General features: G+C 70.5%; 12 protein-coding genes. All 12 read right to left on the bottom strand.

What is annotated here, in order from left to right; all coding sequences use genetic code 11:
- Window positions 1-779: 779 nt before the first annotated feature.
- Entirely contained in the window at window positions 780-2048 is a 1269-nt protein-coding gene (gene tyrS, locus ACTH43_RS07715) for a tyrosine--tRNA ligase (protein ID WP_441444337.1), read from the bottom strand.
- Between the two features lie 408 nt (window positions 2049-2456).
- A complete protein-coding gene (argH, locus tag ACTH43_RS07710; protein ID WP_441444336.1) occupies window positions 2457-3989 on the bottom strand; it encodes an argininosuccinate lyase in 1533 nt (510 codons plus the stop codon).
- Window positions 3986-5224: an argininosuccinate synthase gene (locus ACTH43_RS07705; protein WP_441444335.1), complete on the bottom strand. Its 1239-nt coding sequence runs from the start codon at window positions 5222-5224 to the stop codon at window positions 3986-3988. The genes argH and ACTH43_RS07705 overlap by 4 nt, the downstream gene beginning before the upstream one ends.
- A 136-nt stretch (window positions 5225-5360) precedes the next feature.
- Window positions 5361-5978, bottom strand: coding sequence for an arginine repressor (locus tag ACTH43_RS07700; protein ID WP_345077700.1), 618 nt, complete (start codon window positions 5976-5978; stop codon window positions 5361-5363).
- A complete protein-coding gene (argF, locus tag ACTH43_RS07695; protein ID WP_441444334.1) occupies window positions 5975-6958 on the bottom strand; it encodes an ornithine carbamoyltransferase in 984 nt (327 codons plus the stop codon). The genes ACTH43_RS07700 and argF overlap by 4 nt, the downstream gene beginning before the upstream one ends.
- Before the next feature lies 1 nt (window position 6959).
- Entirely contained in the window at window positions 6960-8255 is a 1296-nt protein-coding gene (locus tag ACTH43_RS07690; RefSeq protein WP_441444333.1) for an acetylornithine transaminase, read from the bottom strand.
- Entirely contained in the window at window positions 8248-9264 is a 1017-nt protein-coding gene (argB, locus tag ACTH43_RS07685; RefSeq protein WP_441444332.1) for an acetylglutamate kinase, read from the bottom strand. Before argB ends, ACTH43_RS07690 begins: the two co-directional genes overlap by 8 nt.
- Window positions 9261-10430, bottom strand: a complete 1170-nt coding sequence (gene argJ / locus ACTH43_RS07680) for a bifunctional glutamate N-acetyltransferase/amino-acid acetyltransferase ArgJ (RefSeq protein ID WP_441444331.1) — start codon at window positions 10428-10430, stop codon at window positions 9261-9263. The genes argB and argJ overlap by 4 nt, the downstream gene beginning before the upstream one ends.
- Window positions 10431-10524: 94 nt before the next feature.
- Window positions 10525-11649 (bottom strand): N-acetyl-gamma-glutamyl-phosphate reductase, encoded by a 1125-nt coding sequence (gene argC / locus ACTH43_RS07675; RefSeq protein ID WP_441444341.1) that lies wholly within the window; start codon window positions 11647-11649, stop codon window positions 10525-10527.
- A gap of 117 nt (window positions 11650-11766) precedes the next feature.
- Window positions 11767-12237, bottom strand: coding sequence for a hypothetical protein (locus ACTH43_RS07670; RefSeq protein ID WP_441444330.1), 471 nt, complete (start codon window positions 12235-12237; stop codon window positions 11767-11769).
- Window positions 12234-14849, bottom strand: a complete 2616-nt coding sequence (pheT, locus tag ACTH43_RS07665) for a phenylalanine--tRNA ligase subunit beta (protein WP_441444329.1) — start codon at window positions 14847-14849, stop codon at window positions 12234-12236. The genes ACTH43_RS07670 and pheT overlap by 4 nt, the downstream gene beginning before the upstream one ends.
- Window position 14850: 1 nt before the next feature.
- Entirely contained in the window at window positions 14851-15957 is a 1107-nt protein-coding gene (pheS, locus tag ACTH43_RS07660; protein ID WP_441444328.1) for a phenylalanine--tRNA ligase subunit alpha, read from the bottom strand.
- Between the last annotated feature and the right edge of the window lie 103 nt (window positions 15958-16060).

The following is a 16060-nucleotide window of genomic DNA, read 5'->3' as shown; positions in this document are numbered from 1 at the left end:
AAATAATGGCATCAACAAACAGACACGCTATTGAGATATCAAGCAACACGCGCACATCATTCTCTCCCCGCAGAGCGGTTCGAGTCAGAGGCTCGGTGGCGCCGGCGGAAACTTCCTACCGACTGACGTTCTACGTCGTCATTCCGGCGCGAATCACTACTCTAGCAGTTCTTCGCGGCCCAGTCCAACTCCGCTCCGTGTGCTCCCGGTCTCGTTCGGATCGACTCGCGATCTTCCCTCTGACCTGCCCACGTTCACCATCCCGATCTCTCGGTCCGGCAGTCCTGCAGCTGTCCCGCTCCACTCCGTTCCGTTCGCTTCCCTATGGGATGCTCCCGGCCCTTCGTGTCTGCGTTGTTCCTGCTGACAAGAAAGAACATTACGGGTCCGGGCGAGGGTCGTCAAACCGGAGGATTCACCTCCCATTCACCCACTTCTGAGCGCGTCCGTGCAGGTCAACCGGGGTTTTTCTGTTCAGGGAAAGCGCTCGTTCATCGCGATGTGACCCGCGTCTGAGAGGGGCGTCACCGGAACTTATCGTCGGCTTGACAGTTTCGGTGGCAGGCCGTACTTGGCGGGCGCTGGCGGGCATGGCCACGGAGCTGGTGACGCTGCTGCCGGCCGGACGCCGTGCTCCGTCCTGACGCTCCCCGCCCCCTGGCTCTCCCCTGCGCCCCGGGTCTCCCCACTCCACGACGTCCGGCCCCGGATTCACGACGAGCCCCGTGCTCTGCGGCTGCAGGGCACGGGGCTCGTCGTAATTCCGGTGTGGACGAAGGTCAGCCGGCGAGGCGGACCATCGCGGCGTTCTTGCGTCCGCGGCGCAGGAGCAGGTGCCTGCCCGGCAGCGCCTCGAGGTCCCCCACCTCTCGGGCGAGATCCTCAGCAGTCACCTTCTCTCCGTTCACCGAGAGGCCTCCGCCCTCAGCGTCGCGCCGTGCGGCACCCTTCGACGCCGCGATGCCGGACTCCACGAACGCATCGACCAGCGCCATGGTCGTGGAGACCTCCGCGCCTGGCAGCTCGCGGGCGATCGTCACGATCGTCTGCTCATCGAGCTCTCGCACATCACCGCGCCCGAACAGGACCGTCGCCGCAGCCTTGGCCTGCGCGGTGGCCTGCTCACCGTGGACCATCGTGGTGAGATCGTCCGCGAGCAGCTTCTGGGCTGCGCGCTGGTGGGAGGCATCGGCGGTCGCGTGCTCGAGCTCGGCGATCTCCTCCTGCGACCGGAAGGTGAAGTACTTCAGGTAGTTCACGACGTCGCCGTCGGCCGCATTGAGCCAGAACTGGTGGAAGGCGTAGGGGCTGGTGAGGTCTGCGTCGAGCCAGACTGCGCCCCCCTCGCTCTTCCCGAACTTGGTGCCATCCGCCTTGGTGACCAGCGGTGTGGTCAGGGCGTGCGCATCGTGGCCCTCGACCTTGTGGATCAGATCGACACCGGCGAGCAGGTTCCCCCACTGGTCGTTGCCTCCGAACTGCAATGAGACCCCATGGCGGCGATGCAGCTCGAGGTAATCAATGCCCTGGAGCACCTGGTAGCTGAATTCGGTGTAGCTGATCCCCTCGTCGCTCTGCAGGCGGCGGGCCACGGTGTCCTTCGCGAGCATGGTGCCCATGCGGAAGTGCTTGCCCATGTCCCGCAGGAAGTCCAGGGCGCTCATCTGCCCGATCCAGTCGAGGTTGTTCACCATGGTCACCGCGAACTCGCCCTCGAGGTCGAGGAAGCGGGAGATCTGCCCTCGCAGGCTGTCGACCCACGTCGCGACGATCTCGGCATCGTTGAGCACCCGCTCCCCGGACATGCGCGGATCACCGATCAGGCCGGTCGCCCCACCCACCAACGCGTAGGGGTGGTGGCCGGCGAGCTGGAGCCTGCGCATCGTGAGCACCTGGGTCAGATGACCGACGTGAAGGGACGACGCCGTCGGGTCGAAGCCGCAATACAGGCTGACCGGTCCGTCCGCCAGAGCGCTGCCGAGCGCCTCGCGCCCGGTGGTCTGCACGACGAGTCCTCGCCAGGCGAGCTCGTCCAGGACGGAATGCATCGATCGGTTCCTCTCGGAGGGGCACAGGGTGCCGATGGTCCGGCCGGGAGAGGCCGGGGTCTGACTGGTCGGGGCGCGCACGGACCGGAGTTCGAGCGAGCTGCCCGGTGAGCCCTCGGTGTGCGTGGAGCCCACGCTGTGCGTGCCCGAGCGCCATTGTCACAGATCCCGGGCCCACGGCGTCGCATCCGCCTCCGGCCACCAGATTCCTGTCCCTGGTGAGGATTGAAAGCCGTATAGCTGTTCAATCCTCAGAGGAGACAGATATCCGGTGGCCGGGAGGACCCGGCGGCCCAGTGAACCCGGCGGCCCAGTGAACCGGTGGCCCGGTGAACAGGTGGCCGGGAGAATCCGGTGACCGGACGAGCCGGGCAGTCGACGGCACCGTGTGACGGGCGTGGCCGCCGCTCAGCGGTCCCGGGTGAAGGCGCGCAACGCGGAGATCGCCTCGGCGGCGGCCTCCTCCTGCTCCGCGACCCGCACCGGCGCGGTCCCGCCCTTCGCGTCACGGGATGCGATGGAGCCCTCGACGGTCAGCACTGAACGGACCGAGCCGTCCAGGTGCTCCGAGATGGAGGCCATCTCCTCGTCGGTGAGGTCCCACAGCTCCTTGCCCTGAGACTCGGCGACCTTCACGCAGGCCCCCGAGATCTCGTGGGCGATGCGGAAGGGAACCCCGCGACGCACCAGGTGGTCCGCGATGTCGGTCGCGAGCGAGAAGCCCTGCGGCGCGAGCTCGGCCATCCGCTCGGTATGGAAGACCAGGGTCGCCATCATGCCCGTGAACGCCGGCAGCACCAGGTCCAGCGAATCGACCTGATCGAAGACCGGCTCCTTGTCCTCCTGCAGGTCGCGGTTGTACGCGAGCGGAAGCGCCTTGAGCGTACCCAGCAGTCCCACCAGGTCGCCGATCAGGCGGCCCGCCTTCCCGCGTGCGAGCTCGGCGATGTCCGGGTTCTTCTTCTGCGGCATGATCGAGGAGCCGGTGGAGTAGGCGTCGTCCAGGGTGATGAACGAGAACTCCTTGGTGTTCCACAGGATGACCTCCTCGGCGAGCCGCGAGAGGTCGATCCCGATCATCGCGAGCACGAAGGAGAACTCGGCGGTGAGGTCGCGTGAGGCGGTCCCGTCGATCGAGTTCCACACCGAGTCCGAGAAGCCCAGCTCCGCAGCGACTGCCTGCGGATCCAGGCCCAGGCTCGAACCGGCCAGCGCCCCCGAGCCATACGGGGAGATGTCCGTGCGGGCATCGAGATCCCGCAGCCGCTCCACGTCCCGCAGCAGCGGCCAGGCGTGGGCCAGCAGGTGATGGCTGAGCAGCAGCGGCTGGGCATGCTGGAGGTGGGTGCGGCCCGGCATCGGAGCGCCGTGCACCTCACGAGCCCGGGCCACCAGCACATCGACGAGGTCGAGGACCTGGTCACCGATGGCGCGAGCCTGATCGCGGATGAACAGCCGGATCAGGGTGGCGATCTGGTCGTTGCGGGAGCGCCCGGCGCGCAGCTTGCCGCCGAGATCCGCACCGGCCCGCTCGATGAGGCCGCCCTCGAGGGCGGTGTGCACGTCCTCGTCCTCGGGCGCGGCGGCGAACTCGCCGGAGGCGACGTCGGCCGCGAGGGTGTCCAGCGCAGCCTGCATGCCGGTGAGCTCGTCATCGCTCAGCAGGCCGGCGGTGTGGAGCACGTTGGCGTGCGCCTTCGAGCCGCGCAGGTCGTACTGCGCCAGCCGCCAGTCGAAGTGGGTGGACACCGACAGCGCGGCCAGCGCCGCCGAAGGGCCGGAGCCGAAGCGCCCGCCCCACAGGGAGGCGTTCTCCTTCGCGGCCGACGGGTCCGCAGCGCCCGACGGGTCGGGTGCGGTCGGCGACGCGGTGGGGCCCGGCGACGCGGCGGAGTTCGTCAGGGAGCCGTTGTGGTCCGACTGGGAGCCGTTCTGGCTCATGCCTGCGCCTCGGGTGCGGCGTCGAGGTCCTCGCCGTTGCCGAAGGCGACGTCGCGGGCCGCGGCCTGCTTGGCGGCCAGGCCGTAGATGTCGATGAAGCCGCGGGCGCTGGCCTGGTCGAAGGTGTCGCCCTCGTCGTAGGTGGCGAGGTTGAAGTCGTACAGACCGGTCTCGGTGCGGCGCCCGGTCACGGTGGCGCGGCCGCCGTGCAGGGTCATGCGGATATCACCGCTGACGTAGCGCTGGGTGTCCGAGATGAAGGCGTCCAGGGACTTCTTCAGCGGGGAGAACCACTGGCCGTCGTAGACCAGGTCGGTCCAGCGGTCGCTCACGGTGCGCTTGAAGCGGGCCTGCTCGCGCTCGAGGGTCACGCGCTCGAGCTCCTGGTGAGCGGTGATCAGCGTCATCGCGCCGGGGGCCTCGTAGACCTCGCGGGACTTGATGCCCACCAGGCGGTCCTCGACGATGTCGATGCGGCCGATGCCCTGTGCGCCGGCGCGGCGGTTGAGCTCCTGGATCGCCTCGAGCGGGGAGACCTTGCGACCGTCGATGGCGACCGGGATGCCGCGCTCGAAGGAGATGACGACCTCGTCGGCGACCGGCGGGAAGGCCGGGTCGTCGGTGTAGCTGAAGACGTCCTTGGTGGGCTCGTTCCAGATGTCCTCGAGGAAGCCGGTCTCGATGGCGCGGCCCCACACGTTCTGGTCGATCGAGAAGGGGTTGTGCTTGGTGGTCTCGATCGGCAGACCCTTGCGCTCGGCGTACTGGATCGCCTTGTCACGGGTCAGCGCGAGGTCACGCACCGGAGCGATGCACTTGAGCTCGGGGGCCAGCGAGGTGATCGAGACCTCGAAGCGGACCTGGTCGTTGCCCTTGCCGGTGCAGCCGTGGGCGACAGTGGAGGCGCCGTACTTCTTGGCGGCTTTGACCAGGTGCTTGGTGATCACCGGGCGCGAGATCGCGGAGACGTTCGGGTAGGCGTCCATGTACAGCGCGTTCGCCTGGAGCGCGGGCATGCAGTACTCGTTGGCGAACTCGTCGCGGGCATCGGCCACATAAGCCTCGACGGCGCCGCAGTCCAGGGCGCGCTGGCGGATCACCTCGAGGTCCTCTCCGCCCTGGCCGACATCCACCGCGCAGGCGATGACATCGGCGCCGGTGGCGTCGTGGATCCAGCCGATGGCCACGGAGGTGTCGAGGCCGCCGGAGTAGGCGAGGACGATCTTTTCGGTCACGGTGATGCTCCTAGTCGTGATTCACAGAGTGCACGGGCGGGTCCGGCGGGGCCGGCACCCGAGGCCGAGCGGTTCGGGGGTCGAGAAGTCTTGGGTCGAGAAGTCTTGGGTCGAGAGGTCCTGCGGGTCGAAGCGGTCAGGCGCTGCGTGGCGCGTCGGGGGCCGACGAGCCGGGGGAACCGGCGGGGGCCGTCTCCGTGGACCGGCGCCGGGGCGGCGGCACGGGGTCGACGGACTCCCGTCGGCCATCCGCGAGATCGAGCAGGCGCTCGGCGAGCCGGTCACCGCCGGCGGGGTCCCGGGCGACCAGCAGCACGGTGTCATCACCTGCGATCGTACCGAGGACATCGGGCATCACCGAACGGTCCATGGCGGAAGCGAGATACTGCGCACCCCCGGGCGGAGTGCGCACCACCACCAGGTTGCCGCTGGCCTCCGCGGAGACCAGCAGGCCCTCCGCCAGCCGTGGCAGCCTCGCCTCGAGCAGCTCGTTCTCCGGTGCGGCCGCCGGGCGGGTGGTGCCGCCCTCCGGGGGAAGCCGGTAGACGAGGCTGCCCGCCGAGCCGCGGATCTTCTCCGCCTGCAGCTCCACCAGGTCCCGCGAGAGGGTCGCCTGGGTGACCTCGATGCCCTCGGCGGTCAGCAGCTGTGCGAGCTGGGACTGCGAGGACACCTCCTGGTGGGTGAGCAGCTGGACGATGCGCTGCTGACGGGAGGTCTTGGTCTGGGCGAGGGCGCGGCGGGAGTCGCTCATCGGCGCGCTCCCTGCGGGAGGGCGTGCGCGGCGGTGCTCTGGTCGGGGTGCTCGAGCAGCCAGGCCAGCAATGCCTTCTGGGCATGCAGGCGGTTCTCGGCCTCGTCCCACACCACGGAGGAGGGCCCATCGATGACCTCGGCGGTGACCTCCTTGCCGCGGTAAGCAGGCAGGCAGTGCAGGAACAGCCCGCCGGAGAGCTCCATCAGCTCCTCGGTGACCTGGAAGGGCGCGAACGTCTCCCCGCCGCGGCCGCCTTCGCCCTCCTGGCCCATCGACACCCAGGTGTCGGTGATGACGGCGGTGGCGCCCCGGGCTGCGAGCCGGGGATCATCGGTGAGGGTGACGCTCCCGCCGGTGGTGGCGGCGATCTCCTCGGCGCGGGCCACGATCGCCGGGTCCGGGCGGTGGGAGGCAGGAGAGGCGATCCGCACGTCCATGCCGGCGGTGACGCCGCCCAGCAGGTACGAGTGGGCCATGTTGTTCGCCCCGTCGCCGAGGTAGGCCAGGGACCGACCTGCCAGCGCCGCGTCACCCTCGGCCAGTCCCCCGGTGTGCTGGGCGATGGTCTGCAGGTCAGCAAGGATCTGGCAGGGATGGAACTCGTCGGTGAGGGCGTTGATGACCGGCACGGTCGAGTGCGCGGCCATCTCCTCGATGCGCTCCTGGCCGAAGGTGCGCCAGATGATCGCGGAGACCATCCGGGTGAGCACCCGGGTGGTGTCGGCGATGGACTCGCCGCGGCCGAGCTGGCTGCTGCCGGCCTCCATCACCAGCGGGCTGCCCCCGAGCTCCGCGACGCCGGTCGCGAAGGACACCCGGGTGCGGGTGGAGGACTTGTCGAACATGATCGCGACCGTGCGCGGCCCGTCCAGCGGGCGCTTGGCGAAACGATCCTCGGCAAGGGCCAGCGCGAGGGCCAGGACCTCCTTCTGCTCGGCGGGGCTCAGGTCGTCATCACGCAGGAAGTGACGGGGCATCTCAGTTCTCTCCCTCAGGCGCAGCGGCCTCGAGCAGGGCGGGCAGGGCGGCGGTGAAGGTGTCGAGCTCGGCCGGGGTGATCAGCAGCGGCGGAGCGATCCGCAGCGTGGTCCCGTCCGGGGCGTTGACGATGAACCCCGCCTCGAGCGCAGCGGTCGCGAGCTGCGGGGCGATCGGTGCGCGAAAGCCGATGCCGAGCAGCAGACCGGCACCACGCACCTCCTCGATCAGAGGATGGTCGAGGGCGAGCACGTCACGGGTGAATCCCGCGCCGACCTCGCGGACGTGCTCGAGCAGCCCGTCCTCAAGGATCGTGCCGAGCACGGCGAGCGCGGCGGCGGAGGCCAGCGGGTTCCCCCCGAAGGTGGTGCCATGCTGGCCGGGCTGCAGCAGATCGTGCACCGCGGGGCCATAGCTGATCACGGCACCGATCGGGAAGCCGCCGCCCAGTCCCTTCGCGAGGGTCATCACGTCGGGCTGGAGGCCTTCGATCGCCTGGTGGGCGAACCAGTGCCCGGTGCGGCCGATGCCGGTCTGGACCTCGTCCAGGATCAGCAGGGTGCCGTGCTCGCGGGTGAGACGGCGCAGCGCCTGGAGGTAGTCGGTGCCGAGCGGGCGAACCCCGGCCTCGCCCTGGATCGGCTCGGCGAAGACTGCCGCCACGTCACCGGGGGCGAGCGCCTCGGCAAGAGCCGCCTCGTCCCCGACCTCGAGGAACTCGACTCCGCCGGGCAGCGGTTCGAACGGGGCCCGGTAGGCCTCCTTCCAGGTGAGGGCGAGGGCGCCCATGGTGCGGCCGTGGAAGGAATTGCGCAGCGCGAGGATCCGGGGACGGCCGGTGCGGCGGGCGATCTTGAAGGCGGCCTCGTTCGCCTCGGTGCCGGAGTTCGCGAAGAACACCCCGGAGCCCGCCGGAGCCTCGGCGAGCTGCAGCAGCTTCTCGGCGAGCTCGATCTGGGGAGCGGAGGCGAAGAAGTTCGAGACATGCCCGAGGGTCTCCGCCTGCTTCATGATCGCTGCGAGCAGCGCCGGGTGGCCATGGCCGAGCGCGTTCACAGCGATCCCGGCCAGCAGATCGAGGTACTGCTTCCCCTCGGTGTCCCAGACGTGCACGCCCGCGCCGCGGGCGAGGACCTTCTGGGGCGTGCCGAAGACGGGCAGCAGCGCGTCGCCGTAACGCTGGGCGAGATCGAGATCTCCGCCCTGTGCCCGTGCGGTCTGTCCCTGCGCGGGGTGTCCCTGTGTGTGCTGCGCCGGCGTGGGCTGACCCGGTGCGGGCTTCACCTGCTCAGACATAGTCATCCCTCCTCACCATGGTGCCCACGCCCTTGGTCGTGAACACTTCCAGCAGCACGGCATGTTCGATCCGGCCGTCGATCATCGCGGCGGTGCGCACACCGGCGTCGACGGCTCCCAGCAGCGCCTCAGCCTTCGGGATCATCCCGGCAGTGAGGCCGGGGAGCATCTCGCGCAGCTCGGAGGCGGAGATCTCGGGGATCAGCGAGGCGCGGTCGGGCCAGTCGCGGTAGAGGCCCTCGACGTCGGTGAGCATCACCAGCTTCTCCGCATCCAGGCCCTCGGCGAGCGCCGCGGCAGCGAGGTCGGCGTTGATGTTCAGGACGTCGCCGGTGGGGTTGCCATCGGCGTCGACCTCGGGGGCGATCGAGGAGATCACCGGGATCCTCCCGCTCTCGAGCAGATCGCTGATGGCGTCGATGTTGACCGCGCCCACCGCACCCACGTGGCCGAGGTCGACGTCCTCGCCGTCCACGACGGTGCCGCGGCGGGTGGCGGTGAACAGCCGGGCATCCTCGCCGGACATGCCGATCGCGAAGGGACCGTGATGGTTGATCAGTCCCACCAGCTCCCGTCCCACCTGACCCACCAGCACCATTCGGGCGATGTCCATGGTCTCGGCGTCGGTCACACGCAGGCCTCCGCGGAAGGTGGACTCCTTGCCCACCCGCTCCAGCATCGCGTTGATCTGCGGTCCGCCGCCGTGGACGACGACGACCCGGATGCCGGCGAGTCGCATGAAGACGATGTCCGCGGCGAATCCGCGACGCAGCTCCTCGTCGACCATCGCGTTGCCGCCGTACTTGACCACGACGATCCTGCCGCGGAAGCGCTGCATCCAGGGCATCGCCTCGATCAGCACCTCCGACTTCTCGCGGGCTTCGCTGCGGGCGGCGTCGAGCTGGGCCAGGGGGTTCTTGCCGACCAGCGGGGCGTCTGCCGACGGGTCGGTGCCGTCCGCGCCACCGCCGGCGGCTGCGGGTTCCGGGGAGTTCGGTGCGGTGCTCATGAGGAGTAGGCGCTGTTCTCTTCGACGTAGTCGTGGGTGAGGTCGTTGGTCCAGATGTCGCCGGTGGCCTCGCCGGCGCCGAGATCGACCTCGATGAGGGTCTCCCGAGGGGTCATGTCCACCTCGGAGCGGTCGCGGTGGGCGCCGCCTGCGCGGCACACCTCGACCCCGTTGACGGTGACCGAGAGGTTCGCGACGTCGAACGGGGCCACGGCTTCGGGGACGCAGCCGGCTGCGGAGACGATGCGGCCCCAGTTGGGGTCGTTGCCGAAGATCGCGGCCTTGACCAGGTTGGAGCGGGCAATCTCCCGGGCGACCGCGAGGGCTGCCTGTTCGGTGGTGGCGGAGCGGACGATCACCTGGACGTCGTGGCTCGCGCCCTCGGCATCGGCGACCAGCTGCCGGGCGAGGTCGGCGCTGACGGCGCGGACCGCTTCGGTGAGCTCTTCGAGCCCGAGGGCGGTCCCGCTCGCGCCGGAGGCCAGCAGGATGACGGTGTCGTTGGTGGACATGCAGGCGTCGGAGTCGACGCGGTCGAAGGTGGTGGCGGTCGCGGCGCGCAGTGCGGCGTCGGCGGTCTCCGCGTCGACGTCGGCATCGGTGGTGAGCACCACCAGCATGGTCGCCAGCTGCGGTGCGAGCATCCCGGCGCCCTTGGCGATCCCGCCCACGATCGCACCGGAGGGCGTGGTGACCTCCGCGGTCTTGGGCACGGTGTCGGTGGTCATGATCGCGGCAGCGGCGCTGGCATCAGCCTCGGCCCCGGCCTCGAGCCGTCCTGCGGCGGTGGTGACCCCGGCCAGCAGCGGCTCCATCGGCAGTCGCTCCCCGATCAGGCCGGTCGAGCAGACGAGCACATCCTGAGCGGCGACGTCGAGCAGGCCGGCGAGGTGCTCGGCAGTGCGGTGGGTGTCGGCGAACCCCTCCGGGCCGGTGCACGCATTGGCGCCACCGGAGTTCAGGATTACGGCCCGCGCGCGGCCGTCCGAGATGGCCTGGCGGGACCAGAGGACCGGCGCCGCCTGGACCCGGTTGCTGGTGAACACCGCGGCGGCGATGTCACGGGGACCGTCGTTGACGATGAGGGCGAGGTCATCCTTGCCGGTGGACTTGATACCGGCGGCGAGGCCGACGGCGCGGAAGCCGCGGGGACGGGTGATCGACATGCGAGCTCCTGGGAGGTCTGGGGGTGCTGCGGCGGGCGCGCTGCGGGAACCTGACGGTCCAACGAGCGTGCGACGGGAGTTCTGAAGTTCGCGCTCAGGGGGCGAGCGCGGTCCGGGTCAGGCCGGTGCCCTCAGGCAGGCCCAGCGCGAGGTTCATCGACTGGATCGCCGCTCCGGCGGTGCCCTTGACGAGGTTGTCCAATGCGGAGATCACGGTGGCCTGGCCGCTGTGGCGATCCACTGCGGCGCCGATGCGGAGCGTGTTCGCGCCGGTCACCTCGCCGGTGGCGGGGAAGACTCCCTCCGGCAGGACGGTCACGAAGTGCTCGTCCGCGTAGTCGGCCTGCAGGGCGCCGAGCAGATCGGCGGTGGTGGCGCCCTCTGCGACGGGCGCGGTGCACACGGCGAGGATCCCGCGGCTCATGGGCACCAGCACCGGGGTGAAGGTGAGGCGCTGGCCCGTCTCACCCGTGGCGCGGCGGAGGTTCTGCAGCACCTCGGGGACGTGCCGGTGACTGCCGCCGACGGCATACGGGGCGGCGTTGCCGGAGGCTTCGGCGAACATCAGGTGCTGCTTGGCCGCGCGGCCGGCGCCGGAGTAGCCGACCGGAAGCACAGCGCTGAGCTGCGCGGCGTCCACGAGCCCGGCGCGCACCAGCGGTGCGAGCGCGAGGGAGACGGCGGTGGCGTTGCAGCCGGGCACTGCGATCTCCCGGGCGCCGACCAGCAGATCGCGCTGGCGCGTGCCGTCTGCCAGCGGCAGTTCGGGCATGCCGTAGGTCCAGGTGCCGGAGTGCTCGCTGCCGTAGTACTCGCTCCAGTCCTCGGAGTTCTCGAGCCGGTGGTCGGCGCCGAGGTCGAGGACCAGCACATCGGGGTCCTCGGCGCGCAGCGCGGCGGCGATCTGTCCCGACTGGCCGTGGGGCAGCGCGAGCACGACCACGTCATGGCCGCGCAGGGTGTCCACGCTCGTCTCGGCCAGCACGGGGTCGTGACCGAGGTCGATGTGCGGGGCGACCTCGCTGAGGTGCTTGCCCGCGCTCGAATGCGCCGCCACGGTCGCGATCTCGACGCCCGGGTGGGAGGCGAGCAGTCGGAGGGTCTCTCCCCCGGCGTATCCGGAGGCGCCGACGACGGCGACGCGGGGTCGCCGCGCGCTGTTCCCCACGGACAGATCGCCCTGGAGCGAGGAGCGGACGGCGTCACCGGTTACGGACATCATGCCGGAAGTATATACAGCCGAATGCATGAACAGCCAGTCAGGTCGACGTGACCGGGACGATATCTCCGGCGCGTGCCCGGTTCTGGGCGACCTGTGCGCTCTTCCTGCGGATCCTCAGCCGCGCGGGGCGCGCAGGAACGGGATCACGGGCAGCCCCACCCGCCGACCCTTGGACGCCACCACCGTGCCGACGATCGCGTAGACCGCCTGCAGCAGGCACACGATGAAGAAGAGTCCCAGCACCGTGAAGACGAGCACGTTCATCACGGGGTGGAACATCATCCCGTCCCCGGTGGGAGAGGGAGCTCCGGTGAGCACCGCGATCAGCATCGTGAGCGCCATCAGCACCGGCCAGCACAGCTGGGTCAGGCCCCAGTTCGCGGCGCGCACGCCGTTGACTCCGGCGAGTCCGCCATGCTTGCGCTGGCGGAGGCCGACGATGAGCTGGGTGATCCCGGCGATCAGCAGCCCCACGAAGGGGATCGGGAAGTACGCGAGGAAGCCCAGCGCCCAGGCGATGGTCCCGTTCCGCACCGGCACGGGCGGTGTCGGCGCGGGACCGGTGGCCGGAGGCGTCGAGCTCATGCGCGAAGCACTCCTCCGACGGCGGCGTCGACGGCGGCGATGCAGCGCTTGCGCGCCTCACCGATCTGCTCCGCGCTCAGAGTGCCCTCGGTGGAGCGCAGCCGCACCGCGAAGGCGAGCGACTTCTTCCCCTCGCCGATCTGCTCACCGGTGAAGACGTCGAACAGGTGGACGTTCTCGGCGAGGTCGCCGATGCCCACGATGATCGCGGCCTCGACGGCCGCTGCGGGGACGTCCTGATCGACCACGAAGGCGAAGTCCTCTTTGGCCACCGGATAGGTGGGCACCGGGGTCGCGGTGACGACGGCCGGGGCCGCGGCGATCAGCGCCTCGAGGTCGAGCTCGAATGCGCTGGTGCGTGCCGGGAGGCCGAACTCCTTGACCACGGCGGGGTGCAGCTCACCGGCATGGCCGATCACCGTGCTCTCCCCGTCGGTGGTGAGGACTCGCAGCTCGCCGGCGCGGCCGGGGTGGAAGGGAGCGTGCTCGACCTGGCGCACCTCGAGCGCGGCGCCGACGGCCGCGGCCGTGCGGCGCGCGAGCTCGAAGGCGTCGGCCCAGCCCCAGGGCGCGACCTCGCCCTGCCAGGAATCCGGGCCGGACGCCCCGCCGACCACGGCGGCGAGAGTGCGGGTCTGCACCGGCAGCGCGGCGAGGACCTCCTCGAGCTCGGCGTCGGTGGGACGCTGCGCGGCCGCGGGCACCGGCGAGCGCAGGCCCTCACCACGGGAGCGGGAAGCGGTGCCGAGCTGGAAGATCTCCACCGACTCCTCCCCGCGGCCGAGGTTCCTGCGTGCCACCGGCAGCAGGGTCTGCAGCAGGGAGGTGCGCATCAGCGGCTCGTCGTCGGCCAGCGGGTTCAGCAGTCGCACGGCCTCGCGCCGGGCATCACCGGTCTCGTAGCGCAGGGCGTCGAAGATGCCCTCTCCCACGAAGGGGTAGGAGGTGACCTCGATGAGACCGGCCTCGGCGAGCGCACGGTTCGCGTCGCGACGCGCACGCTGGGCCCGGGTGAGCCCGCGGCCTCCGGGGGCGGTGGGCAGGATCGACGGGATCGTCTCGTAGCCCACCAGGCGGGCGATCTCCTCGATCAGATCCTCCCGGATGGTGAGGTCCGGGCGCCAGGTGGGCGGGGTGACAGCGAGGGTGCCCTCGCCGCCACCTCCTGTCTCGTCTTCGACGACGCAGCCGATGTTCTCGAGGCTGCCGCGCACCTGCTCCGGGGTGTAGGCGATGCCGACCACCCGTTCAGCGTCCCCGAGCGGGAGTGAGATGGGCGCGGCGGGCCCCGGCACTCCGCCCTCGTCGGTGATGGAGGTGGCGATCTCGCCGCCGCCGAACTCCACGATCAGCTGGGCGGCGCGGTAGGCGGCCGCGAGCGGGAGCTGGGGATCCACACCGCGCTCGAAGCGCTTGGAGGCTTCCGAGGGCAGGCGGTGACGGCGCGCGGAGCGTGCCACCGAGATCGAGTGGAAGGTCGCTGCCTCCAGCACGATGTTGGTCGTCGCCGCGGAGACCTCGGTGGATTCGCCGCCCATCACTCCGGCGATGCCGAGGATGCGTGCGCCCTCGCCGCCGTCGCTGTCGGTGATCAGCAGGTCCTCGGGATCCAGGGTGCGGGTGACGTCGTCCAGGGTGGTGAGCTTCTCCCCCTGGCGGGCGCGGCGCACCACGATCGGGGCGACGACCTTGTCGGCGTCGTAGGCGTGCAGCGGCTGTCCGAGATCGAGCATCACGTAGTTCGTGACGTCGACGATCAGCGAGATCGGTCGCATGCCCGCGAGGGTCAGGCGGCGGGCCATCCAGCGCGGGGTCTGGGCGGCAGGGTCCACGTCGCGCACCTCGAGGGCGACGAAGCGCGAGCAGCCCGCGACCTCACGGAGCGGGGCCTGGTCGCGCAGCTGGACGGCGACTCCGCCCGCTTCGGCCTGCGGGACGTCCACGCTCGTGACCGGGTCGGTGAAGCTGGCGCCGGTCGCGTGGGAGTACTCGCGGGCCACGCCGCGCATGGAGAAGCAGTAGCCGCGGTCCGGGGTCACGTTGACCTCGACGACCTCGTCGGCGAGACCGAGCAGCGCGATCGCATCATCGCCGGGCTCGCCGGTCAGGCCCTCGGCGTGGCCGCGGCCCAGCACGATGATGCCGTCCTCGCCGGAGGGGTCCTCCCCCAGCCCCAGCTCGTCGCCGGAGCAGATCATCCCGTCGGAGGTGTGGCCGTAGGTTCTGCGGGCCGCGATCGCGAAGTCGCCGGGCAGCACGGTGCCGGGCAGGGAGACCACCACCAGGTCGCCCTCGACGAAGTTGTGCGCGCCGCAGATGATGCCGCGGCTGGGGCGCTCCTCGCCCGGCTGGGGGTCCTTGGGGTTGTCGGCGTCCTCGTTGTGCTCGGGGCCGACGTCCACGCGCACCCAGTTGATGGTCTTGCCGTTCTTCTGGGGCTCCTTGACGAGTTCCAGCACGCGGCCGACGACGAGCGGACCGGACACCTGGGCGCCGAAGATCGCTTCCTCTTCGAGTCCCACGCGGGAGAGGTCGGTGGCGACCTGCTGGGCGGAGGCGCCGGCGGTCAGCTCGGTGTGCTCGGCGAGCCAGGTCAGGGGAATGCGGGGCATCTCAGATCTCCGTACCGTAGTGCTGGGAGAAGCGGACGTCGCCCTCCACCATGTCGCGCATGTCCGCCACGCTGTTGCGGAGCATGAGGATGCGCTCGATCCCCAGGCCGAAGGCGAAGCCCTGGTACTCCTCGGGGTCCACGCCGGCCGCGCGCAGGACATTTGGGTGGACCATGCCGCAGCCGCCCATCTCGATCCATCCGGTACCGCCGCACACCCGGCAGTTCGGGTCCGCCTCGTGGTCCAGGCCCTCGCGCGCCTCGCAGCTGAAGCAGCGGAAGTCCATCTCGGCGCTGGGCTCGGTGAAGGGGAAGTGGTTCGGGCGCAGGCGCGTGATCGGCGCCCCGCCGAAGATGTGCGCGGCGAAGGCGTCGAGGGTGCCCACGAGATTCGCCATCGTCAGGCCCTTGTCGATCGCGAGGCCCTCGACCTGGTGGAACATCGGCGAGTGGGTCGCGTCGATCTCGTCGGCCCGGTAGACGGTGCCGGGGCAGGCGACATACAGCGGAGCGCCACGCTCGAGCATAGCGCGGATCTGCACCGGCGAGGTCTGGGTGCGCAGCAGCATCCCGGAGCCCTCGGGCGCGACATACAGGGTGTCCTGCAGGGAACGCGAGGGGTGCTCCGGGTCAGCGTTCAGGGCATCGAAGTTCAGCCAGGAGGATTCGATCTCCGGGCCCTCGGCGATCTCCCAGCCGATGCCGACGAAGAAGTCGTTGATCCGGTCCTGCAGCACCGTCAGCGGATGCGAGGCGCCGCGGGGACGCAGGTCCGTGGGGAGGGTGACGTCGACCGTCTCCGCAGCGAGGGCGGCCTCCTCCTCGGCGGCGGCGAGCTCCTGCTGGCGGGCGGCGAGCTGCTTCTGGACGCGACCCTTGCCCTGGCCGACCAGCTTGCCGGCGGCGGCCTTCTGCTCCTTGGGGAGGTCCTTGATGGCGCGGTTCGCGCTCGAGAGCACGCTGGCGTCACCGACATGCTCGATGCGGACCTGCTTGAGCTCGGCGGTGGAGGCGGCCGCGGCGATCGCGGAGAGCGCGGCATCGATGGCGTCACCGATGGTCGCCTCGTCGAGGGCCGGGGCGGCGGGAGTCGAGGATGACTCGGACACAGGTATCGCTTTCGTCCGGGGGCAGGAGGGCACGGGCACCAAGGTGCGGGAACTGCGGCGCGGGCACCGCACGCCATTCTAGGAGGTGCGGCGACTGCCCGGG

This window comes from Brachybacterium sp., assembly GCF_052095815.1.
Classification (GTDB): Bacteria; Actinomycetota; Actinomycetes; order Actinomycetales; family Dermabacteraceae; genus Brachybacterium.
This window is presented reverse-complemented; position numbering and strand designations above follow the sequence as displayed.

What these genes read in the sequence shown, in the direction of transcription:
- tyrS (WP_441444337.1), bottom strand. Translation starts at nt 2,048, where the DNA reads ATGCATTCCGTCCTGGACGAGCTCGCCTGGCGAGGACTCGTCGTGCAG.
- ACTH43_RS07690 (WP_441444333.1), bottom strand. Translation starts at nt 8,255, where the DNA reads ATGTCTGAGCAGGTGAAGCCCGCACCGGGTCAGCCCACGCCGGCGCAG.
- ACTH43_RS07700 (WP_345077700.1), bottom strand. Translation starts at nt 5,978, where the DNA reads ATGAGCGACTCCCGCCGCGCCCTCGCCCAGACCAAGACCTCCCGTCAG.
- argF (WP_441444334.1), bottom strand. Translation starts at nt 6,958, where the DNA reads ATGCCCCGTCACTTCCTGCGTGATGACGACCTGAGCCCCGCCGAGCAG.
- ACTH43_RS07670 (WP_441444330.1), bottom strand. Translation starts at nt 12,237, where the DNA reads ATGAGCTCGACGCCTCCGGCCACCGGTCCCGCGCCGACACCGCCCGTG.
- argB (WP_441444332.1), bottom strand. Translation starts at nt 9,264, where the DNA reads ATGAGCACCGCACCGAACTCCCCGGAACCCGCAGCCGCCGGCGGTGGC.
- pheT (WP_441444329.1), bottom strand. Translation starts at nt 14,849, where the DNA reads ATGCCCCGCATTCCCCTGACCTGGCTCGCCGAGCACACCGAGCTGACC.
- argH (WP_441444336.1), bottom strand. Translation starts at nt 3,989, where the DNA reads ATGAGCCAGAACGGCTCCCAGTCGGACCACAACGGCTCCCTGACGAAC.
- argJ (WP_441444331.1), bottom strand. Translation starts at nt 10,430, where the DNA reads ATGTCGATCACCCGTCCCCGCGGCTTCCGCGCCGTCGGCCTCGCCGCC.
- argC (WP_441444341.1), bottom strand. Translation starts at nt 11,649, where the DNA reads ATGTCCGTAACCGGTGACGCCGTCCGCTCCTCGCTCCAGGGCGATCTG.